The following is a 22,155-nucleotide window of genomic DNA, read 5'->3' on the forward strand; positions in this document are numbered from 1 at the left end:
CGCCCAGCTCAGACACTGCCTTTGGCAAGATCGCGTAGACCTCTTGGCAGGCTGTTCATGCATTGCGTGCCGTTCGGCGTGACCAGAAACTGATCCTCGATCATCAGCGCTCCAAAGTTTTGGCCGTAAAAGGGCGCTTCCAATGCGACGACCATATCCGCCTCGATGATCTCCGAATTGCCTGAGGAAAAGAACGGCCATTCTTCAATACCCACACCGCCACCGACGGAGTGCCCGAAATGTCCGCGATAATATTCGCCGAAGCCATCGCGCCGCATTGAGCGGAGCATGGCGTCATGCACCGCGCCGAAAGTCTTGCCGGGGGTGATCTCATCCAGCCCCGCGTGAAATGCGGTCTCAAGCGCCTTGAAGATATCCTCCGCCAATGGCGATGCCGGACCATAGGTTACGGTGCGCGCGCCATCGGACGAATACCCATCGACAAGGGTGCCGACATCAGCCTTGATCAACGCGCCCGGCGTCACCTTCGCATTTCCATTCGACAGGTCCGGCCCGACAGAGATGTAATCCCAATGTCCACTCAGCGAGAAGCCACCTGTGGCCGCCGCTTCCTGCGCGCCCGCTTTCCACGCCGCCGAGAGGCTAGCGACCGAAGCTCCAAGCGAGACGGCTTCCATCATGCGCACGAGGCCAGCCTCCGCCGCCATGGCCGCATGCCGGAGTCGCTCTATTTCACGGGGCGTCTTTATGGCGCGCAGACGCCTCAAAACCAGGGAGCCATCGACCCAGCGGATTGAGGGAATAGACGTTTTCAAAGCCTCGAAATCGGCAGCGGGCATGAATTCAAGATCGACCCCGATCCTCGCATCGCGGAGACCCTTCTCCTGCAACAGATCGGCCAAGAGATGGAAGCATGCAGACCGATCGAAGGTTTCCGGTCTCGGCCCTCCAACGCCTGAACCTCGATACGCGCCATCGATACCGGAAATCGTGTCTACGCCCGACAGATCGACCCCATCGATCCAGATGCGGTGTGTGCGGACCTCAACGTCTGGAGCCCGCTGCAGTACCACTGGTGCCGCATGATCGCTGACAATCGCCGCAAGCGAAAGCTGCGCATCACTCGGCACCAGTGCGATCGCAGCCCCCGCCCTGCCCCACATGGTGGCGACACCCGCGGGCGCCCCGATCGCATATTGAAACGCTTCCGGCTGGAAAAGAACCAATGCATCAAGGCCAGCTTCGCGCATCAACCGCTCCGCCCGTTTCCTGTCCAAATCGCTCAACGCTGCCTCCACGAACACTCAATTCGGTTTAGCCGAGGCCGGTGGATACCGCCAGTCGGATTCGTGATGACACACCACAGCGGCCTAGGGCCTGTACCTATAAACGGGATGATGCCGGGTCGAAAATGATGGGCTTTGGACGAACAAAGGTTCTTCGTCCGGCCTTCCAGCCCGCAATCGCAGGTGCCGACGAGCGGACAGCATGACGAGGATCGTCAGCGTCCAGAATGACGATATCGGCGGGACCCCCAATCCGTAATTGATGATCCACGCCCATAATAGAAGCTGCCCTGGAGCTGACCATGGCAAAGACTTGGTCGACATCATCATCCCGCGAAAGCTGCATGACGTTGGCATAGAGATTGGCCATCCGCCCAAGCGAGGCATCGCCGAAAGGCGTGAATGGGTTGAGCACATTGTTGGTGGCTACCGCGGTGCGAACGCCATCTGCCGAAAGGAGATGAGCCGGGGTGATACCACGCGGAATATTTGTCGTTTGCCCCCGCCCCATGAGAAAAAGATCCGTCGCCGGCAGAACGACCAGCGCGATGCCAGCCTCGGCAATTTGGCGGGCAACAACTGAGCGATCCTCAGGAGCAAGAGCGGAGAGATTGGTGACATGGCCTATCGTGACGCGACCTCCATAGGCGTTGGCCTTGGTTGCGGCAATCACCGCCGGAAGATCCGTCTTGGCGGGGTTGAGGCTGAAATCCAGATGGAAGTCGACATCTACATCATGCTTTCTTGCGAGATCGAAGATGCGACGCACATGCTCTTCCGGGCGAGGATCAGTATAGGGACATCCGCCAACGAGGTCCGCGCCGGTGCGAAGTGCTTCATCGAGCATGGCTTCCGTCTCGGGCTCCTGCGTCAATCCTTCCTGCGCGAAAGCGCAAATCTGGATATCGATGGCGTAGGCATAATGTTCGCGTACCCGCTTGATCGCCTCGAACGACCGCATCCCCGCGCGAGGGTCGATCTCGACAAAGGTTCGCATGCGGTTCGTGCCATGCATGATGGCTTGGCGCACGACTGAGCTTGCCCGCTCGAACACATCCTCCTGCGTAAAGCCCGCCTTGGCCTTCGCTGTTTCCCGCACGGCCTCCTCCAACGTGCCTTCACAGATCGTGCAGCGCTTCAGAATGCAGGCCTTGTCCAGATGGACGTGACTATCGGCGAAGCCGGCGAAAGCAAACCGGCCGCCGAAATCCTCCTCCTCGACGGCGTCGCAACGAATATCGTGGCGCATATCGACAATCAGACCGTCGCGAATGGCGATATCGATGACGCCGGGCTGGTTGGCCGTCTGAACGTTTCGCAGAAGGAAATCGGCCCGCATGTCTTGCTTATACTCCGACTGCGCAACCGTCGCTGCGCGGATCATGCGCACCATCGATCCACCCATCTGGGCCAATCTTGATGACCCCTGCCTGACCGGCAAGCGCACTGAGTTCTGGAATGGCGACGACACCATGGCCGTAGCTTGAAAGCGTATCGATCACGTCCGAGCCGACGGATTGCTCGATCTTGAGATTGTCCCGGCTGTCTGAAAAGGTGCGCCCAAGAAGAAAGCGCGGCGCCGACAATGCCGAAAGCGGATCAAGGCCGTGGTCAATCAATCGGCTGAGGAGCAATGTCAGCGTTTGCGGCTGACCATCGGCACCTTGCGTGCCGTAGAGGAACGCCGGTTTGCCATGGCGCAACGCGATACCGGGATTGAGCGTATAAAAGGGCCGCTTTCCGGGCGCGATGACATTGGGGCTCTTGGGATCTGTGCTGAATGCCGCGCCGCGATTCTGCCAGAGGATGCCGGTATCCTCCAGCAGCACGCCACTGCCCCAATCGTAATAGGTGCTTTGAAGCACGCTGGCAGAACGGCCTTGCGCATCCGTCGCCGCAAGAAAGACCGTGTCGCCGGTGCGGAAGGGTGCAGGCCAAGGCAGGGCGACATTGCGATCGATCTTCTGGGCCTTGGTCGCGAGAAAATCCTGCCCCAGCCAGGCGGCGCAATCCTGCTCGATAAACGCCGGATCGGCGATACCACCCCGCTCCAGAAAGGCCTGTTTGATGGCTTCCGCGCAAAGGTGATAGAACTGCGACGTATCCGGAGCGATGTCCTGCATTGCGAAGTTCGACAGGATGCCCATGATCGATAGGGTCGTGATGCCCTGGCTGGGCGGCGGTGGGGCCAGAAGCTCGAAATCGCGATAGGCGAGCGACAGGGGCGCGGCCAGTGTCGCGAATGTCTTTTCCAGATCGCGTTTTCTGATCGGGCTGCCGGCCGCCTCAAGCCCGCTTGCAATCCGGTCAGCCACGTCGCCCTCGTAAAATGTCCTGTAGCCATGAAGGGCGATCTCTTCCAGAATAGCGGCCAATTGCGGCTGACGCTGGACACCTTCCTTGACGAAGAACCGGGAAACGCCCGGCCATCCATCGATCTCGTCTTTGCGAAATGCATGCCAATGCGCCTGCGACTGGCTGACAGGAAAGCCGCCCGCCGCAAATTCTATGGCATCTCCGAGCAGCCTGGCAAAGCTTTCCGTGCCACCCCAATGGGTACGAGAATAGTCGAGCGCCTTACCCCAACTGTCGACCAGTGCCGCCGTCGTCAAGGTGGAGAGCGGGCCACGAGTCGGGATAACATCGAGCTTCGGCAGCGCCTCAGCCGCTTGCCCAATACCCATGATCGCGTCGCGTCGCCCTTCGCTATCGGCCACGATCCAGATGGCATCTCCGCCCAGTCCGCAAAAATGCGGATAGAGAACCGTAAGCGCTGCCGCCGCCGCAATAATGGCCTCGATCGCCGTTCCGCCCCGCCGCAACACCTTGGCACCCGCTTCGCTTGCAGCGCGATGTGGCGTCGTGACCATGCCATGACGCGACCTCGCGGCATGCGGGCTCTGCTGCAAAAGGGTGTCCTCGTTGGTCGCCATTCCGTACAGCCCTTACTCCGAGGCCGAAATGTAACGGCTGAGGATCTCGCTGATATCTGGACCGTCATCCTCGTCATCCGCCTTGGCGCGATCTTCGACCGCATGCAGATGATGGTCCATGATGTCGGTCGCAGCTTTCACATCGAGGTTTTTCAGCGCCTCGATCAGTTGAATGTGCTCGTCGATACCGCATTCGGCCGAGTGCGGCCTGCCGAAACGCGCAAGGATGAGAGAAGACCGTGAGACGACCTGGATGATGAATTCGATCAAGAGCTTCGAGCCGGTGAGCTCCGCCAGCAGAATGTGAAACTCGCCAGCCAATCGGATAGACCGCGGCGAGGATGCCCGCAAGGCTCGCTCTTCTTCACGCACATGGCTGACCAAGGCATCGATGCCGTCCTTCGGCATTCGCTTGCAGAGCCTGTCGATCACCTCTCGCTCCAGGCACCGTCGAAGCGCAAAGACTTCCACCGCCTCCTCCAGCGTCGGCATGGCAACGGCAGCGCCGCGGTTCGGTTTGATCTCGACAAGCCCATCCGAAGACAGCCGGACAAGGGCGTTGCGCGCGCTCGTGCGGCTGACGCCGAAGGTATCGCCAATCGAATCTTCCGGCAGCTTGGTGCCTGGCTTCAACGCCTGCTCAAGAATGGCGCGACGGAGCGAGGCGTAGATCGCGTCGCTTCTGGTCAGATTGGTGGACATCGCTGCGAGACCCTGTTCGTATACATTTTAGAGGCATATTGCACAGAATTTGTATTTTCACCAGTCGATTTTATTGCATACAATTTTTTGCTTGATATTGCATACAAATTTGCCTAGGCTCCCCCAAAAGCCGCATAGAACGGCCTCTCTGCATGGTAGATGTCGCTAAATTTGGCCGCACTTGAGAAAATCGCATGCAATACCGGATATAATTTTGCGCGGATTGCATTCAATAAAAGGGGATTATAATGATAAGCAAACGCATACTGTTCGGGACTGGATTAGCGCTTCTTTCGCTCACCATGCCCGCCATGGCCAACACGCTGAAATGGGGCGCTTCGCGAGACATCAGCTCTCTCGACCCATACTCCTATGGAGACAGTTTCGCGCTCGGCGTGCTCAATCACGCCTATGAAGGCTTGATGCGCTACAACCGCGATCTCAAGCTGGAACCGGCGCTTGCCACCTCATACGAAATCATCTCGCCCACCACATGGCGTTTCAAGCTTCGTGAGGGCGTGAAATTCCACAACGGCGCCGAGTTTACCGCTGACGATGTCCAGGCTTCGCTTTTGCGCGCCACCGACCCGAAGTCGCCACTGCGTGGCAACATTCCGGCCTACAAAGGGTCGCGCGTCATTGATCCACACACCATCGAGATCGATGTCACGGCAAACTACCCGCTGCTCCTGAACGACCTGACAACCATCTACATCTTCAACGCCAAATGGCTGAAGGACAACAAGGCGGAAGCGCCGACGGATGTGGGCTCCGGCACCGAAGGTTACGCGACCTATAATGAAAATGGCACAGGCCCGTTCAAGGTCGAAAGCCGGCAGCCCGACGCCAAGACGGTCTTCGTGAAATATGATGGCTGGTGGGACAAGCCTGAGCACAATATCGATCGGATTGAATTGACGCCGATTGCCTCCAGCGCAACCCGTGTCGCAGCACTGCTCTCCGGCGATATCGATTTTACCGATCAGGCGCCGGTCCAGGACCTGCCACGCTTGGAAGCAGCCGCATCGCAGGTGAAGCTTCTGGAAGGCACTGATCTTCGCACCGTGATGATCGGCTTCAGCCAGCGCGACACTCTGCTGTCCGGCGCCCCGAACCCGATGAAGGATCTGCGCGTCCGCCAGGCCATGCAGCTTGCAATCGATCTGGACCTCATTCAAAAACGCGTCATGCGCGGCAAGTCGCGCAATGCCGGCACACTGGTCGCGCCGCAGATCCCCGGCTATGACGCGGCACTCGACAGCCCAGTCAAGGCCGATCCAGAGAAGGCCAAGGCCCTTCTCAAGGAAGCCGGTGCAGAAGGCTTCGAATTCGATTTCAACTGCTCCGACACGCTGGTGAATGAAGAGCAGGTCTGTCAGGCGGTTGCCTCCATGTGGTCACGCGTCGGCCTCAAGCCGAAGCTCGACCAGGGGCCTCGCGCCGTGCAGACACCGAAGCGCTCGTCCGGCAAGGTCGATGTCTACACGCTCGGTTGGGCAACGCTGCCGATGCTCGATGCCTACAGCCTCACCTCGCAGGTTCTCCACACCAAGGAAGGTTCCTTCGGCATCTTCAACTGGGGTGGATGGTCCGACAAGGAGTTCGACAAGGTGACGGAAGCCTCGGCAGTGGAACTCGACCGGACGAAGCGCCTGGCCCTTTCGGCCGACGCCCTGAAGATTGCCAAGGACCATGCGCTGATGATCCCGTTGCACCAGCAGCCGCTGGCCTGGGCAACCAGCGCGAAAGTCAAGGATTTCCCGCTCTTCTCGGATAACCTTCCACGCCTCTGGCTGGTGAAAATGTAATAGCGGATGGCCCTCGCCGCGCAAAGCCGTCGCGGGGGCCAGCTTTCTTTCTTCCGACAAAGGACAGGGTGTCATGCTCGCCTTCCTCATCAAGCGGATCGGCAATGCCGTTCTCGTGATGCTCACGGTTGCTTTCTTCGCCTTCCTCATCTTCCGTTTCCTTGGCGATCCGGTGGAGATCATGGTCAATGAAAGCGCCACCCAGGTCGAACGCGACGAGCTGCGCGCCAGGCTCGGTCTCAATGACGGATTTCTCGTTCAGTATGTCCGCTTCGTCACCAACGCAGCGCAGGGCGAATTCGGCCTGTCCTGGCGCAACCAGCAATCCGTGCTGACGCTGATCGCAGAGCGTTTCCCGGCGACGTTCGAACTGGTGCTCATCGCCACCTTCCTGTCGCTTGCCATCGGCATTCCGCTCGGCGTCTTTACCGCCATAGGTCGCGGGCGCTGGTGGGCGGAGGCCTTGCAGTTCTCATCGATCGTCGGCGTTTCCCTGCCAAGCTTTCTGGTCGGCATCCTGCTGATCCTCACCTTTTCCGTTACGCTCGGCTGGTTGCCGGGTTACGGTCGCGGCGATGTGGTGCGCATCGGCTGGTGGTCCACCGGCCTCCTGACCCCCTCGGGACGCGCGGCCATCGTCTTGCCGGCACTATCGCTGTCGCTCTTCCAGATCACTCTGGTGATGCGTCTGGTGCGTGCCGAAATGCTGGAAACGCTGCGGACCGATTTCATCAAGTTCGCCCGCGCCCGCGGCGTCAAAAGACGTGCACTCTGGTTTCGCCATGCGTTGAAGAACTGTCTGATGCCAGTGGTCACGCTGACGGCCATGCAGGTCGGCAATCTCATCGCCTTTGCGCTCGTCACCGAAACTGTCTTCCAATGGCCGGGGATGGGCATGCTCTTCATGCAGGCCGTGACCTTCGTCGATATCCCCGTCATGGCGGCCTATCTCTGCATCGTATCCTTCATCTTCGTCACGCTGAACACGTTCGTGGACATCGCTTATGCGGTCATCGATCCGCGCCTGCGTGCAGCATGACCGGGAGACCATCATGACCGCCATCGAACAGACCGCCACCGTTTCCCGTCCATCTCGCCTGTCGAGGGCTCTCCAATCCGATCTGTGGTGGAGCTTCAAGCGACATCCTTCTGCGATTGCTGCAGCCATCCTGCTGCTGATCCTCATCTGCACGGCCTTCTTCTCTCCACTGATCACGGTGCAGAACCCCTATGATCTCGCGTCACTCGATCTTCTGAATGCAGAGATCCCGCCGATCTGGATGCCGGAGGGACAATGGCCCTTCATTCTGGGCACCGACGTGCAGGGCCGTGATGTGCTCTCGGCCATTCTCTACGGCTCGCGTGCCTCGATCATTATCGGCGCAAGCTCGGTTCTCGTATCGCTCGTCATCGGCACGATGCTTGGCCTCGTCGCCGGCTATCACGGCAAATGGGCCGACGGCCTGCTCATGCGCACGGGCGATGTTCTCCTATCCATGCCGACCATGCTGATCGCCATCCTGGTTTCCGCGCTCGCCAGACAGGCACTCCCGCCATCGCTGCGGGAAGCCGGCGCCTCCGGCGTCATCGTGCTTGCGATCTCGCTATCGGCCTGGGTGCAATATGCCCGTACCGTGCGCGCGCAAACCATGGTGGAGCGCAACAAGGAATATGTTCAGGCCGCCCGGCTGATCCGCCTGTCGAAATGGAAGATCATGCTCAAGCATATTCTTCCCAACACCACGACGCCGCTGCTCGTCACGGCAACGTTGAACTTCGGTCTCGGTATTCTCATCGAGGCGACGCTCTCCTTCCTCGGTGTCGGCATGCCGCCCGAGCAACCGTCGCTCGGCACGCTGATCCGCATCGGCAACCAGTATCTCTTCTCTGGGCTCTGGTGGATCGTGCTCTTTCCTGGACTGCAGCTCTGTCTGCTCGTTGTGTCGATCAACGTGCTCGGCGACTGGCTGCGCGATGCCCTTAATCCCAAACTGCGCTGAAACCGTGCGGAGACATTTCACATGAGCGATCTTCTGATTACCAACGCAAGACCGATGGGCGGCGACACCGCCGATATCCTGATCCGCGACGGTCGTATTGCCGAGATCGGTAAGTGTCTGGAAGCAGCGGGCCTGCCTGTCGAGGATGCCGGTGGACGTATCGCCATTCCGGGCCTTGTCGATGCCCACACCCATCTCGACAAATCTCTGCTGGGCTACCCCTGGTACGTCAATGAAGTCGGCCCGCGTCTGATCGACAAGATCGACAATGAGCGCAAGGTCAAGCGCGACTATGGGTTGGACGCGCATGTCCAGTCCATGCGCCAGGCGCTGCAATCGGTCGGCTACGGCACGACCCTCATCCGCAGCCATGTGGATATCGACACGGACCAAGGACTGATCGCCCTGGAAGGCGTAATGGAGACCCGCCGCCAGCTGGCCGGCATTGTCGAAATCGAGATTGTCGCCTTCCCCCAATCGGGACTGATGCGCCGCCCCGGCACAGCGGAATTGATCGATGCCGGCATGGCGATGGGGGCTGATCTCGTCGGCGGTCTCGACCCCTGCGGCATGGATCGCGATCCGAAGGCTCATCTCGATACGATCTTCGCCATTGCCGAGAAACACGCCAAGGGCATCGATATCCATCTGCATGAAAGCGGAGAACTCGGTGCTTTCTCGATGGAACTGATCTTCGAGCGTATCCGTGCGCTCGGCATGCAAGGCAAGGTCGCCGTCAGCCACGCCTTCTGCCTTGGCGATCCGGACTGGAACCTGACGCAGGCGCTGATCGACACCTGCGCCGAACTCGACGTGCCGATCCTGACAACAGCCCCGCCCTCCCGCGAAGTGCCGTCCCTGCGCCGCCTGCGCTCCGCCGGAGTGCGCTTCGGTGCAGGTGTCGATGGCTTTCGCGATACCTGGGGACCCTATGGCAATGGCGACATGCTTGAGCGGTCCATGTTACTCGGCATGAAGAATAACCTGCGCCGCGACGATGAGCTCCTCTGGGCGCTGGATGTCTGTACCACTGGCGGTGCTCGCGCGATGGATCGTGCAGAACATTCGCTGACGATCGGCGGTCGTGGGGATGTCGTCATCGTCGAAGGCGAGACCGTCGGCGAAGCGATCGTCACGCATCAACCTCGCAAGCTTGTGGTGACCGCTGGCAATGTTGTCGCGCGAGATGGCAAGAGCCTGAAGGAGCGTCCATGAACGCGCCGTCATCCTGGTCGATGCTTCCCCTTGGCAAGAGGCCGCACGGGCGCTGGGCGCTGAAAGCGCGCTTCGTCGTTGCCGATCTGCCGGAAGGACGATGCCTTATTCCCGATGGCGAAATCGTCATCGAGAACGACACAATTCTCTGGGTTGGGCGCGATTTCGAGGGCGACGTTTCGGCGCGCTATCACATGGGTGACGCCCTAATCGGTCCTGGCTTTGTCGATCTCGACGCCCTTTCCGATCTCGATACGACCGTGCTTGCCATGGACAACCAGCCCGGCTGGAAAAAAGGCCGCGTCTGGGCCGCAGATTACGCACCTCGCGCCTATGAAATGTATAGCCAGGCCGAACTTGCCTTCCAGAAGCGCTACGCCTTTGCGCAGCTTCTCTTGAACGGCATTACCTCGGCACTTCCGATCGCCTCACTATTTTACCGTGCATGGGGTGAGACGGTCGCAGAATTCGAAGCAGCAGCAGATGCAGCCGGAGACCTCGGCATCCGCGTGTGGCTCGGTCCCGCCTATCGCAGCGGCGGCGTCATCCTTGATGAGAACGGCGCCATGAAACCTGTCTTCGATGAAGAGCGGGGATTGGCCGAGTTGGCTGAAGCAGCGTCTTTTGCCAAAAGCATTCACGGCAGAGCCAACGGCCTTATTTCCGGCATGTTCGCGCCGGACCGCGTGGAAACCTGTACCGAAACGCTGCTCCGCCAGACCTTCGCCCATGCCGATGATATGGAGATGCCTGTTCGCCTCCATATGGCGCAGGGCGAGATGGAATTGCACACCATGCGCCGCCTGCATGGTGTCACGGCTCCGGAATGGCTGGACCGCCTTAGCCTTCTTTCGCCTCGCCTGATCGCGCCGCATGCGACCGTCGCGACGGAGGACGATCTCGCACGTTATGCCGACCATGGCGTGACCATAGCTCACTGTCCACTCGTTTCGGCTCGCCATGGATCGACGCTCAAATCCTTCTCCCGCTTGAAGGCGATGGGGATCCGCATCGGCATGGGCACCGATACCGCCCCTCCCGATATGGTTCTCAACATGTCGGTCGGTCTGATGATGAACCGGCTTGCCGAGGGCCGCGGGGATGCCGGTTCCGCCGCCGATTTCTACGATGCCGCCACCATTGCCGGCGCCGATGCACTGAAACGCCGTGATCTCGGCCGCATCTCTCCGCGCGCGAAGGCAGACATCGCCATCTTCGACATGGCCGACAGCATGATCGCGCCACGGATCGACCCGATCCAGACCCTTGTCTACGGAGCCACCGGTCGTGTCACCCGCGCAACCATCGTCGATGGCAGGATTTCGATGCGCGACGGCGCGGTTGCGGGTATCGATCTCGTCGCTGCACGAGAGCAGGCGCAGCGCCAATTCGATGGTCTTGTCGCCAAATATCCGGAACGAACCTTCCAACACCCTCCTGTCGAAGACATTTTCCCGCCGAGCTATCCGCTCTCGCATCACATCAGCGAGGTATCGCGATGATCACCCCCAACCAGACATCGGCCGCGATCCCGGCCCTGGAGGTCAAAGGACTGTCCGTCGAATTCCCGACACGCAAGGGCATCCTCACCGCCCTTTCCGATGTGTCGCTCACCGTCGAGCGTGGCGAAATCCTGGGCGTCGTCGGCGAATCCGGCGCTGGCAAGTCAATGACCGGCATGGCGGTGCTGGGCCTGCTTGAACCGCCGGGCCGGGTTGCAGCGGGCGAAATTCGTATCGGCGGAACGCGTACCGACACTCTCAGCGAACTTGAGATGAGCATGGTACGCGGACGCATGGTCGGCGCCATCTTTCAAGACCCTCTCACATCGCTCAACCCGCTCTTTTCGGTTGGGCAGCAATTGACCGAGACGATCCGCCTGCACTCCGATCGCAGCCGCGCAGAAGCACGCGCTCACGCGATCGACCTGTTGAAACAGGTTGGTATTCCGGGTGCAGACGAGCGTATCGACCATTATCCGCATCAGTTTTCTGGCGGCATGCGCCAGCGCGTCGTCATAGCGCTCGCACTGGCTGGCGATCCGCAATTGATCATTGCCGACGAGCCGACAACAGCGCTCGACGTGTCCATTCAGGCACAGATCACCACGCTGCTGCGCAAGCTTTGCCGCGAGAAAGGCGCCGGCGTCATGCTCGTCACCCACGACATGGGCGTGATTGCCGAAACAGCCGACCGCGTGGCCGTCATGTATGCCGGGCGAGTGATTGAGGTTGGCCCGGTGGACGAGGTGCTGCGCAACCCCAAGCACCCTTACACGCGTGGCTTGATGGGCTCCATTCCGGCCCTTGGCGCCCGCGTCGAGCGATTGACACAGATCGATGGTGCCATGCCAAGGCTCAATGCCATTCCACAAGGCTGCGCCTTCAATCCGCGCTGCCCGGATGTCGGCTCCCGCTGCCGAGAGGTCAAACCGGCGATGGTACGCAATGATCACGGCAGCGTCGCCTGCCTCATTCACGATGGAGGCGTCGCATGAGAAGCCCTGACAACGCGCTCGAAGTGGATCAATTGACGCGCGTCTTCGACGTTTCCGCGCCATGGCTAAACCGCGTCATCGACCGCAAGCCGAAGCGCTATCTTCGCGCCGTGCAGGATGTGACATTCACGGTGCAGAAGGGAAAATGCCTCGCGCTTGTCGGCGAATCCGGTTGCGGCAAGTCAACAGTCGCACGGCTGGTGACGGGACTTTACGATCCCAGCGAAGGTGCCATCGTCTTTGCACCAGCCGATAAGGGCGCGAACCGCGGCAAGCCACTCGAAGCCCAGATGATCTTTCAGGATCCGCATGCCAGCCTCAACCCACGCTGGCGCGTCGGCAATATCATTGCCGAGCCGATCGAGGTGTTCGGATTGCGAGATGGCAGACAAGCGATCGACGCGCGCGTGGCCGAACTATTGCGCACCGTCGGTCTGTCGCCGGACGACGCCAATCGTTTTCCGCACGAATTTTCCGGCGGCCAGAGACAGCGCATATCGATTGCAAGAGCGCTGGCCAGCGAGCCCGAATTTCTCGTCTGCGACGAACCGACCTCGGCACTCGATGTCTCCGTCCAGGCGCAGATCCTCAATCTCATGCGCAGGTTACAGGATGAGCTTGGCCTGACCTATCTCTTCATCAGCCACAATCTCGCAGTCGTCCGCCACATGGCCGACCGCATCGCGGTGATGTATCTCGGCCGTATCGTGGAGGAGGCAGAGACCGAGGCTCTGTTTGCCAATCCGCAACACCCATACACACGGCTTCTGCTGCAAACGATCCCCGATGTCGCGGCGCCTAACCGGGACCGCGCATTGATGGGCGGAGAACCGCCAAGCCCGCTCGATCCGCCAAAGGGCTGCGCCTTCCATCCGCGCTGTCCCATCGCAACAGAGCTCTGCACCATGGTCGCACCCGAGGTCCGCAACCGGGATGGCGGCGGCAAGATCGCCTGCCACCTGGCGCCACTATAAACACATGCCGTGATGAGCAAGCGCAGGCTGACGCCTCACGAGAGTGAATACGAAAAGGAATCCCAATGACCACTACAACCATCTTCACCAATGCCAAGCTGGCCGACGGCTCACTGCGCGATATCACCGTGGAACATGGTCGGATCACAGCCATTGAAACAGCGGGGAGTTCAACGCCTCCCGGCGCGGCATCGACCCCGTCAATCGACCTTTCCGGCGATCTGCTGCTTCCTGGCTTCGTCGAGGGACATATCCATCTCGACACCAGCTTCTACGGCGGCAAGTGGGTGCCACATCGCCCATGCACCAACGGCTTTGATGTGCACGAGCGCGTGGCCTTCCAGGCCGAGAACATGGCGAAAGCCGAGCCGATGGCGGAGCGCGCGCGCAATCAACTCGATCTTTGCATTTCCAAAGGCACGACCCAGATGCGCAGCCACGTCATGGTCGATGGCTCGGTTGGGCTAAAGTCTTTGGAAACCATCCTCGCTGTGCGCGAGGAATATCAGGACATGATCGACATCCAGCTGGTCGCCTTTCCACAAAGCGGCATCCTGAAAAGCCCGGGAACGCCAGAGCTTCTCGATGCCGCCATCGGTCTTGGCGCAGACCTCGTCGGTGGTCTTGATCCTGCTAGCTTTGACCGCGACGTCAACGGCCATCTCGACGTCGTGTTCGGCGTGGCCGAAAAGCACGGTGTCGATATCGACATCCATCTGCATGATGCAGGCTCGATGGGTGCTTTTACCATCGAGGAAATTTGCGACCGCACCGTCGCACTCGGCATGCAGGGACATGTCGCCGTCAGTCATGCCTATGGGCTCGGCGACCTCGCACCGGACGCGGCGAAGAAGATTGCAGCCCGGATCGCACGAAGCGGCGTCTCGATCATGACCAATGCCCCCGGCAACCACAATTTCCCACCGGTCGCCCTGCTGCGCCGCGAGGGCGTCACCGTTTTCAGCGGCAGCGACAATATCCGCGATTCCTGGTGGCCCTATGGTGATGGCGATATGCTGCACCGGGCCGAGATCATTGGCTACAGATCAGGCTTCTACACCGACGATGAACTGGCAGCCGCATTCGACATTGTGACAGCAGCAGGTGCGAAAGCCTTGCGACTTGAGGGATATGGCATCGAAGTGGGCGCGAAGGCGGACTTCGTTTCTCTGGCGGCGGGCCATGTACCGGAGGCCGTGATTGCCTTCCCAACGCGGCACAAGGTCTTCAAACAAGGGCGTCTGGTTGCCGAAAACGGGCGCGTTACGCGCTAATCGTCGATCTCGCATTTCAACCATCATCGCTGGGACGACCTGACGACTCGCCCTCGACACGGCTGGGTGCTCTCACCGTCGTAAAAAGCGGGGAGGCCAACAGATAAAGTCCGACCCCCACCAGCCATGTGGTGCCGATCCAGCTCGCCTTGGTCGAGAAGAACAAGGCAGTGGTGAGGACGGGTCCGACGATACCGGCGATGCCCATCAGGCTCGCCAGTACCCCTTGCAACTGGCCCTGTTGCTCATCGCTCACCCGGCTTGTTGCAAGCGACTGGAGCGCTGGCATCGCGACACCGCCGAGTGCGAAGAGCGGCGCTACAGCATAACCCATCCAGCTTTGAGTAGCGAAGGCCATCAGCGTATAGGAGAGCATGTCGAAGGCGACGCCAATCATCAACGTGCCAAGATCGCCGAAGCGGCGCGACAACGGCCCGACGAGAAAGGCTTGAGCGAGCGCGCCACTGACGCCGAAGACCGACAATGACAGCCCGAGATGAACGGAATCCCAACCGAACCGCTCGGCGCCGTAGAGAACCCAGATCGTCCCGGGTATTGCCGCAACCAGGCCAAAGACCACGAAGACTGTGACAAGCGGCAGAAGGTCTTTAAAATTCCACAGCCAGAGCAGAGGTCGCAACGGGTTGAGTTCTTTCAGCTCGAACTTGTCTTGGCTCGTCGACCGGCTTTCCGGCAGTGCGAAAAGCGCAACGAGAAGATTGAGACCATTGAACAGCGCCGCCGCCAGGAAGGGCGAGCGAAGCCACCAGGCACCCATGACACCGCCGATCACCGGGCCAATGATGAAGCCCGTGCTCATCACCGCGCCGATTGTGCCAAACCGCCGCGCACGCTGAGCGGCTGGCGTGATATCGGTTATGTAGGCGCTCGCGACGGCCATATTGGCGCTGGTTATTCCCGCAACCGCTCTTCCCACCACAAGCACCCAGCCAAGCGGCGAAAGTCCCATAACAAGGTAATCGATGAGTGTGCCCGCAAGAGAGAGCAGCAAAACGGGACGCCGCCCGAACCGATCGCTGAGCGCGCCGAGAACGGGTGAAAAGACGAATTGCATGATCGCAAACACAGACAGCATGAGCCCGTATAGGAAGCCGAAATCGTCTCCGCCCATCACCTCGCGCAACAGATCCGGCAGGATGGGAAAGATCAGACCGGCGCCAATCGCGTCGAGCGCGACGGTGGAGAGAATGACGATGAGGGCCTTGTTCATGGAGAGATATCCTCATAGACTTTATCAACGATAAATTTATCAGTGATAAGCTCCCTTATCGGTGATAAGTCAAGAGGTGTTTTCCATGGCGATAGGACGCGAGCGCATCATCGATGAGGCTTTGCTGCTGTTGAACGAAGTGGGGATAGACAAGCTATCCACCCGAAAGCTTGCAGAACGGCTTGGCGTTCAGCAGCCGGCGCTCTATTGGCATTTTCGCAACAAATCTCAGCTGCTGGATGCGATCAACTCAGAAATGCTGCTGCGCTATCATGACGACCGCGTGCCAAAACCTGGAGAGGACTGGGTGTCGTTTACGCTTTCAAACGCCCGCAGCGTCCGCAAGGCGCTGCTCAGCGTGCGTGACGGCGCGCGATTGACCGCAGGCACGCGGCCATCGGTCACCGATTTTGCCGATACGGAAAAGGTGTTGCAGCTCTATGTCGATGCGGGCTTTTCAACCAAGGAGGCGTTTGGCATCGCCATCTGCGTGACACGCTATGTGGTGGGGTATGTTCTTGAAGAACAGGGGGAGCAAGAGCGAGAACGGATCGATCAAAACGGCGCTAAAGTCGACTTCGACGCGGAGCTTGCTCCCCTCCCTCTGTTGACCGAAGCCCTGGAAACCTTTCGGCAGGTTGGAACGGTCAACACGGAAGACGTATTCGAGAGCGGTCTTGGATATCTCATTTCGGGCCTGCAAAACGCATTGCGGCGAAAGCAGTCGACCTAGCCGCTGCTATCTTCCGCCAGCGTCGCCATAGCTAAACCATGACGACACGGCCGCCTCGTATCCGAGCGGCCGTGTGTTTTTCCAGCTATGTTGCGAACCTCAAATATCAAGGCTTGTGAGGGCCGCCCTCCGGTCCACGGGGACCACCTTCCGGGCCGCGCGGCGGCTTGCCGGCCGGGCCGAGCGGGTTGGTCTTTCCATCTTCATGAACGATGTAGCTACCGTGAAGGAAGCCGTCATCGAAGCGGCCCTGAACGGTAACGACTTCGTCCTTGTTGACGAGAGTACCGCCCCTGCCTTCCCGTCCCGTTTCTACGAGAGCACGGCCACTTTCATCCTGAATGATGAACTTGTTGCCAAAGATCTCGACCACCTTGCCCTTGATGCTGGTCAGGCTGTCATCCGGCATGGCAGAGATGGCGACGGGGACAATCGGCGCAAGCTCTGCCTTGGGCTGCGTCAGCTTCATGGCGCCGGCACCGCCGGCAACGCCGACGGCCAGAATGGCAATGGCGCCGACCGCGAAGGCCGCGACAGACCGCTTCTTCGGATGCGGGTGAACGTGGTTGATGTCGTCGTGGTGCTTGGTTTCGGTTTCAGGTGTAATAGACATGTCTGGTCTCCTTTGTGATTGGAATGACGCCTTTCTATCAAAGCCCCACCACCGCCAGCCTGAACCATCCTGTTCAGCTTGAGTTAAGCGTCCAGCACCATAAGAAAGCTCGATCCCACGGAGTAGAATTCCCTCATGCGTGTCCTTCTTGTCGAAGACGATACCGACCTTGCAGGCCGCATTGCCGGTAGTCTGAGAAACGAAAACTTCGTTGTCGATGTCGCACGCAATGGTGAAGACGGTCAGCATGCAGGCCTGACAGAAGCCTTCGATGTCGCGGTTCTTGATCTCGGCCTCCCCAAGATCGATGGCGTTTCGGTGCTCGCCTCCTGGCGAGATGCAGGCAAGACGTTTCCTGTACTCGTACTGACGGCAAGGGACGGCTGGCCAGACAAGGTGGCGAGCTTCAAAGCGGGAGCCGATGACTTTCTCACCAAACCCTTTAAGGTCGAGGAACTGGTGTTGCGACTGCGCGCTTTGGTTCGGCGCGCCAACAACCATGCCAGCGCGACTGTGACCTGTGGATCGATTACCTTCAACGCCCAGCTTGGAACATTCGAGAAGGACGGCGTTCCCTTGAAGCTAACGGCACTGGAGTGGCGTGTGCTCTCCTGCCTGATCTTGCGCAAGGAGATCATCGTGGACCGGAGCGAGTTGATGGAGCGCGTCTATGATGGCGACGCCGAAGTGGATTCCAACTCCATCGAAGTCATCGTCGCTAGGCTGCGCCGGAAGATTGGCGCCGAATATATCGAGACCGTGCGTGGCAGGGGTTACATGATGACGGCTGCATCATGAGATGGCCGCGCCTTTCCCGCCCCACCTCGATTGCCGGACGCCTGACGGCGTTTTCCGCCGCCTTCGTGGCCGGTGCTATTCTCGTCGCGTCCGTTATTCTCTGGTTCATCGTTGCCGGGGTCGTCCGCGAGCAGATTGACCAGCGGCTGGATACTCAGATCGAAGGTGCGCGCAGCAGCTTGACCGTTGGCAAAAACGGCCAGTTGACGATGGCTTCTCAACTGGACGGACCGCCCTTTGATCGACCGAATTCCGGATGGTACTGGCAGGTGAGATCAGAGACATCGACGCTCTCGTCCCGTTCTCTGGAGCGTCGCGCCCTCAAACCCGGCGGTCGCCAGGCGGACTGGCGCGATCTGGCGTCCGCACGACCGCGGCCAGGTGAGACGGAAGACGGCAATGGACGCGGGCTTTACACGCGCACCCTGTCGACACGCATCGACGGCCAGCTGGTGCAGATCACGGCGTCTGCGCCTGAGGCTGCGTTGACCGATCCGGCGTTCCGATCCCTCATGTGGCTCGTGCCGGCCATGGCGCTGCTCGGTATAACTCTCCTCATCGGAACGTATCTACAGGTGCGGTTCGGCCTCAAGCCGCTCAAGCGCCTGACGACCGATATCGCAGAGGTATCAGCCGGCAATCGCTCAACTCTGCCCGAGGGAGAAGTCGAAGAGTTGAAACCCGTCGCGACGGAGATCAACCGCCTGATCGCATTGAACGAAAGGCGACTTGAGGAGGCGCGGATCCATTTTGCCAATATGGCGCACGGGCTGAAAACGCCCGTCGCCAGCCTGACGCTTGGATTGAACGACGACAACGACCCGAATGGCGGGTTGAGAGATCTCGTCCTGCGGATCGATCGTCGAATCCGGCATCATCTTGCCGACGCGCGAAAGTCCACGGCAGGCCAGCCTTCCGATCGGCACGTCTTGCTTCGCCCTCGTCTCGACGACCTCATTCTCGTTCTCTCGAACATTTATCGCGACAAGGCTTTGTCTGTTCGTTGCGAAGTCGAGGACCGCGCCGGCATTCGCTGCGATCCGGAGGACGTGGACGAAATTCTTGGCAACCTGCTGGACAATGCGTTTAAATGGGCTTCTACCGCCGTAACAGTCACTTCCACGCGAACAGGCGGCCTTGTCGCGATCACGATTACCGACGACGGCCCGGGCATTGCCGAAGACAGAATCACCGAGGCTTTCCAGCCGGGTATGCGGCTGGATGAGAGTGTACAGGGCAGTGGCTTCGGTTTGGGGATATCGAAGGAAATTGTCGAACTCTATGGCGGTACCGTTACGCTCCAGAACAGCAAAAACGGTTTTCAGGCCATTGTAACGCTACCGGTCTCCCGGACTGGATCGTCATAAGAAATTTTTCACCGCTGCAACCGAAAGCCGCTCAATCTCGTTGTTCGCATGAATTTGAAAGGCTTCGACGACAACGGCGCTGGATAAGGCGACAGAAGCATCGAAGTTTGTTTAAGAATTACGAAAATGTAAGTTGCCAAGTACTATTGTGGTATCTGAGTATGAACTGAAATATTCCGGGTGGGGTGACAGCCGATCCTCTCTTGTTTTGAACTTAAGCTATTCATTTTGCAGCGCATCAAGGCATTCTTGAAATGACGAGTTCCCTTCCTGAACCTTCCATCCCGACAACGAAAAACAAGTCAGATACCGGCACACCTCAGTTGAGCAAAATGGTGGACGCTGCTCCTGGAGCGCCTGGGATCGAAGCGCGCTGGACATCGAGCGCTAAAAACGGCATTGGCACCGCACTCTCCAAACATTCGCGTGTCTGGTTCACCTTGAGCCACGGCGTTCTCAACGAAATTTACTATCCCCGCGTCGACAGCGCCTGCACACGCGATTTCGGTTTCGTCGTCACCGGCAATGACGGTTACTTCTCCGAGGAAAAGCGCGATTGCGAAACGGAAACCGGGACAATCGCCCCTGGAATTCCTGCCTTCTCCATCATCAACACCGCGCGAGATGGGCGCTACCGGATCGAGAAGCAGGTAGTGACAGATCCGTCTCGTGCCTGCGTCCTGCAGCGTGTCCGCTTCACGGCACTCAAGGGTGAGGTGGGTGACTACAGGGTCACCGCCCTGCTCGCTCCCCATCTGGTCAATGCGGGACAACTGAACTCGGCCTGGATTAGTGAGTTCGAGGACAAGGCCGTGCTGTTCGCCACCGGCCGCTCACGTTATCTGGCGCTCATCTCCGACACGCCATGGCGCGCTGTGAGCGCGGGTTTTGTCGGCGTTTCGGATGGCTGGCGGCAGTTGAAACAACATGGGCGCATTGCCGAACAATACCAGCGAGCCGATGACGGCAACGTGGCCCTGGCAGGTGAGTTCGATTTCACCGTTGCGTGCCAGGAAGCGACAATGGCCATCGGTTTCGGTCAAACGGAATTCGAGGCAGCCGCCGCCGCAGCGGGCAGCCTCAAGGACGGGTTTGAAAAGGCACAACAACATTATGTCGCCAACTGGCAGGCCTGGCAGCAAAAGCTCGTCCCGCTGGATCGCCAGGAGCAGGCCGGCGTGAATGCCTACCGGGTATCAACCGCCGTTCTCGCCTCGCACAGGGCAGCGGATCGAGCCGGCGCCGTGGTTGCCAGCCTCTCCATTCCGTGGGGCTTCTCCAAAGGCGATGACGACCTTGGCGGCTACCACCTCGTCTGGCCCCGCGACCTGGTGGAGACGGCTGGAGGATTTTTGGCCGCAGGTGACACAGAGGAAGCGATCGCCATCCTCGACTATCTGCGCCATGTTCAACAGCCTTCCGGCCGCTGGCCGCAGAATCTCTGGCTCGATGGGAAACCCTATTGGCCAGGCATCCAGATGGATGAGTGCGCCTTTCCTATCCTGCTCACCGACATGCTGCGAAGGCTGGGTCATCTTGATGCGAAGGCACAGAAGCGCTTCATGCCAATGGTGCGAAACGCGGCGAACTACATCCTGACAAACGGTCCCACAACCTGCGAGGATCGTTGGGAGGAGGATGCAGGCTATAGTCCCTTCACGCTTGCCGTTGAGATCGCCGCACTGCTTGCAGCGGCCGATTTGCTCTCGCTTGACGGCGACGATGTGGCTGCCAATCATCTGCGCGAAACCGCGGACTGCTGGAACGAACAGATCGAACAATGGACCTTTGCCGGCGAGAAGAATTTCTGCGAAGCGCTTAAAATCTCGGGTCATTATGTCCGCATCGCGCCCCTCGGGGCGACGGATGAGGCAAGTGCTACAGGCAACACGGAGATCCGCAATCAGACGCCCGACCGGGCACTATTGCCGACAGCCGACGTGCTCAGTCCGGATGCCTTGGCGCTCGTCCGTTTCGGCCTGCGCGCGCCCGACGATCCGCATATTCTCGACACCATCCAAGCCATCGATCACAGCCTGCGCGCCGATCTGCCACAGGGATCGCTCTGGTATCGCTACACCGGCGATGGCTATGGCGAGCATGAAGATGGCGCGCCCTTCGATGGTACGGGCAAGGGCCGGCCTTGGCCGCTATTGGCTGGCGAACGCGCGCATTACGAACTTGCTGCCGGCCGGCGTGAAGCCGCCGAAGCGCTTCTGGGAACGCTCGAGAAATCGGCGGGCTATGGCGGGCTTTTCCCGGAGCAGGTTTGGGATGGACCGGATCTGCCCGAGAAGGAGCTCTTTCTCGGTCGCCCGTCGGGCAGTGCCATGCCACTCGTCTGGGCCCATTCCGAGCATATCAAGCTTCTGCGATCGCTGAAGGATGGCACCGTGTTCGATATGCCGCCGCAAGGCGTCGAGCGCTACATCAAGAACAAGACAGGGTCTCAGTTGCGCATCTGGCGTTTCAACAACCGCCTGTCATCGATCCCCGTTGGCAAGATGCTTCGACTGGAAACCGAGACGAACGCGGTGGTGCATTGGAGCGCGGACGGCTGGGTCAGCGCTTCCGATACGCCAATGGCACCATCGGGACTTGGCACCTATTGCGCCGACCTGCCTGTCCAGCATGAAGGCGCAGGAAAAACGATCGTCTTCACCTTCTATTGGCCAGACAGCGGAACGTGGGAAAACACCAACTTTACCGTTCACGTCGTGGATGAATCAGGTGATTCAGCCCGCATCGAAAATGGAGAATGAG

At 59.6% G+C, this 22,155-nt stretch carries 18 protein-coding genes; 12 read left to right on the forward strand and 6 right to left on the reverse strand.

Annotation, left to right across the window (positions count from 1 at the left end):
• Window positions 1-8 precede the first annotated feature (8 nt).
• The 4 genes from ACTJKV_RS18530 to ACTJKV_RS18545 all read right to left on the reverse strand — a co-directional run bounded on the left by ACTJKV_RS18530 (window position 9) and on the right by ACTJKV_RS18545 (window position 4,882).
• Entirely contained in the window at window positions 9-1,247 is a 1,239-nt protein-coding gene (locus ACTJKV_RS18530) for a M24 family metallopeptidase (RefSeq protein ID WP_440599256.1), read from the reverse strand.
• 97 nt (window positions 1,248-1,344) lie between these two features.
• Window positions 1,345-2,586 (reverse strand): amidohydrolase family protein, encoded by a 1,242-nt coding sequence (locus tag ACTJKV_RS18535; protein ID WP_312806266.1) that lies wholly within the window; start codon window positions 2,584-2,586, stop codon window positions 1,345-1,347.
• A gap of 7 nt (window positions 2,587-2,593) precedes the next feature.
• Window positions 2,594-4,180: a gamma-glutamyltransferase family protein gene (locus ACTJKV_RS18540; RefSeq protein WP_440599257.1), complete on the reverse strand. Its 1,587-nt coding sequence runs from the start codon at window positions 4,178-4,180 to the stop codon at window positions 2,594-2,596.
• A 12-nt stretch (window positions 4,181-4,192) separates the two neighbouring features.
• On the reverse strand, window positions 4,193-4,882 hold the full coding sequence (locus ACTJKV_RS18545; RefSeq protein WP_062426748.1) for a GntR family transcriptional regulator: 690 nt from the start codon (window positions 4,880-4,882) through the stop codon (window positions 4,193-4,195).
• Window positions 4,883-5,130: 248 nt separating this feature from the next.
• Between ACTJKV_RS18545 and ACTJKV_RS18550 the strand changes: the two genes are divergently transcribed.
• From ACTJKV_RS18550 to ACTJKV_RS18585, 8 genes are all read left to right on the forward strand, one after another.
• On the forward strand, window positions 5,131-6,690 hold the full coding sequence (locus ACTJKV_RS18550; protein WP_112520361.1) for an ABC transporter substrate-binding protein: 1,560 nt from the start codon (window positions 5,131-5,133) through the stop codon (window positions 6,688-6,690).
• A gap of 73 nt (window positions 6,691-6,763) precedes the next feature.
• Window positions 6,764-7,729, forward strand: coding sequence for an ABC transporter permease (locus ACTJKV_RS18555; RefSeq protein ID WP_062426746.1), 966 nt, complete (start codon window positions 6,764-6,766; stop codon window positions 7,727-7,729).
• A gap of 13 nt (window positions 7,730-7,742) precedes the next feature.
• The gene (locus ACTJKV_RS18560) at window positions 7,743-8,690 is read left to right on the forward strand and encodes an ABC transporter permease (RefSeq protein WP_062442335.1); all 948 of its coding nucleotides are present in this window, start codon (window positions 7,743-7,745) and stop codon (window positions 8,688-8,690) included.
• A gap of 21 nt (window positions 8,691-8,711) precedes the next feature.
• Complete coding sequence (locus tag ACTJKV_RS18565) at window positions 8,712-9,905, forward strand: amidohydrolase family protein (protein ID WP_440599258.1); 1,194 nt, start codon at window positions 8,712-8,714, stop codon at window positions 9,903-9,905.
• Window positions 9,902-11,407 carry an amidohydrolase family protein gene (locus tag ACTJKV_RS18570; protein ID WP_440599259.1) on the forward strand — a complete coding sequence of 502 codons (1,506 nt, stop codon included), beginning with the start codon at window positions 9,902-9,904 and terminating at the stop codon, window positions 11,405-11,407. Before ACTJKV_RS18565 ends, ACTJKV_RS18570 begins: the two co-directional genes overlap by 4 nt.
• The gene (locus tag ACTJKV_RS18575; RefSeq protein WP_440599260.1) at window positions 11,404-12,402 is read left to right on the forward strand and encodes an ABC transporter ATP-binding protein; all 999 of its coding nucleotides are present in this window, start codon (window positions 11,404-11,406) and stop codon (window positions 12,400-12,402) included. Before ACTJKV_RS18570 ends, ACTJKV_RS18575 begins: the two co-directional genes overlap by 4 nt.
• Window positions 12,399-13,376: an ABC transporter ATP-binding protein gene (locus tag ACTJKV_RS18580; RefSeq protein WP_438371221.1), complete on the forward strand. Its 978-nt coding sequence runs from the start codon at window positions 12,399-12,401 to the stop codon at window positions 13,374-13,376. Before ACTJKV_RS18575 ends, ACTJKV_RS18580 begins: the two co-directional genes overlap by 4 nt.
• Window positions 13,377-13,441: 65 nt before the next feature.
• A complete protein-coding gene (locus ACTJKV_RS18585) occupies window positions 13,442-14,650 on the forward strand; it encodes an amidohydrolase family protein (RefSeq protein WP_440599261.1) in 1,209 nt (402 codons plus the stop codon).
• A gap of 16 nt (window positions 14,651-14,666) precedes the next feature.
• Here the strand turns inward: ACTJKV_RS18585 and tet(30) are convergent, their stop codons facing one another.
• Window positions 14,667-15,881, reverse strand: coding sequence for a tetracycline efflux MFS transporter Tet(30) (gene tet(30) / locus ACTJKV_RS18590; protein WP_440599262.1), 1,215 nt, complete (start codon window positions 15,879-15,881; stop codon window positions 14,667-14,669).
• An 85-nt stretch (window positions 15,882-15,966) separates the two neighbouring features.
• Between tet(30) and ACTJKV_RS18595 the strand changes: the two genes are divergently transcribed.
• A complete protein-coding gene (locus ACTJKV_RS18595) occupies window positions 15,967-16,614 on the forward strand; it encodes a TetR/AcrR family transcriptional regulator C-terminal domain-containing protein (protein ID WP_440599263.1) in 648 nt (215 codons plus the stop codon).
• 106 nt (window positions 16,615-16,720) lie between these two features.
• Here ACTJKV_RS18595 and ACTJKV_RS18600 read toward each other — a convergent pair whose 3' ends face one another.
• Window positions 16,721-17,227, reverse strand: a complete 507-nt coding sequence (locus ACTJKV_RS18600) for a hypothetical protein (protein WP_062597959.1) — start codon at window positions 17,225-17,227, stop codon at window positions 16,721-16,723.
• A gap of 135 nt (window positions 17,228-17,362) precedes the next feature.
• Between ACTJKV_RS18600 and ACTJKV_RS18605 the strand changes: the two genes are divergently transcribed.
• From ACTJKV_RS18605 to ACTJKV_RS18615, 3 genes are all read left to right on the forward strand, one after another.
• Window positions 17,363-18,025: a response regulator transcription factor gene (locus tag ACTJKV_RS18605; protein ID WP_062442305.1), complete on the forward strand. Its 663-nt coding sequence runs from the start codon at window positions 17,363-17,365 to the stop codon at window positions 18,023-18,025.
• Entirely contained in the window at window positions 18,022-19,392 is a 1,371-nt protein-coding gene (locus ACTJKV_RS18610) for a sensor histidine kinase (protein ID WP_440599264.1), read from the forward strand. Before ACTJKV_RS18605 ends, ACTJKV_RS18610 begins: the two co-directional genes overlap by 4 nt.
• 332 nt (window positions 19,393-19,724) lie before the next feature.
• Window positions 19,725-22,154, forward strand: a complete 2,430-nt coding sequence (locus ACTJKV_RS18615) for a glucan 1,4-alpha-glucosidase (protein ID WP_440599342.1) — start codon at window positions 19,725-19,727, stop codon at window positions 22,152-22,154.
• Window position 22,155: the final 1 nt, after the last annotated feature.

The sequence above is a fragment of the Agrobacterium sp. 22117 genome, assembly GCF_052045735.1.
Taxonomy (GTDB): Bacteria; Pseudomonadota; Alphaproteobacteria; order Rhizobiales; family Rhizobiaceae; genus Agrobacterium; species Agrobacterium cavarae.